This is a genomic window from Fructilactobacillus sp. X2R5C3, assembly GCF_059901325.1.
On sequence record NZ_JBWXUY010000039.1, the window covers coordinates 1 to 252 of the forward strand.

At 43.3% G+C, this 252-nt stretch carries 1 protein-coding gene; it reads right to left on the minus strand.

What is annotated here, in order from left to right; genetic code table 11:
- Window positions 1-252, minus strand: a 252-nt coding sequence (locus AC6UDE_RS07075) for an Hsp70 family protein (protein WP_500697046.1), incomplete at both ends; no start/stop codon positions are given.

Consider the following 252-nt stretch of genomic DNA (forward strand, 5'->3'; position numbering starts at 1 on the left):
TATCTGCAGATACTTGAATTGGGTTCTTGTTACCTTGCTCTGTGCGAATCACAGGTAGACCATTATCACTTTCTTCAAACTGATATGGCAGAGATGGGTATCGCTGTTGAATATCTGACAGTGAACGACCGATTAATCGCTTTACTGAGATAATGGTATTTTTAGGATCGGTCTGTGCACTTGCACGCGCTTCATCACCAGTTGTGTATGACTCTGACTGATAGTGAACAACGGAAGGCAAAATACTGCGGC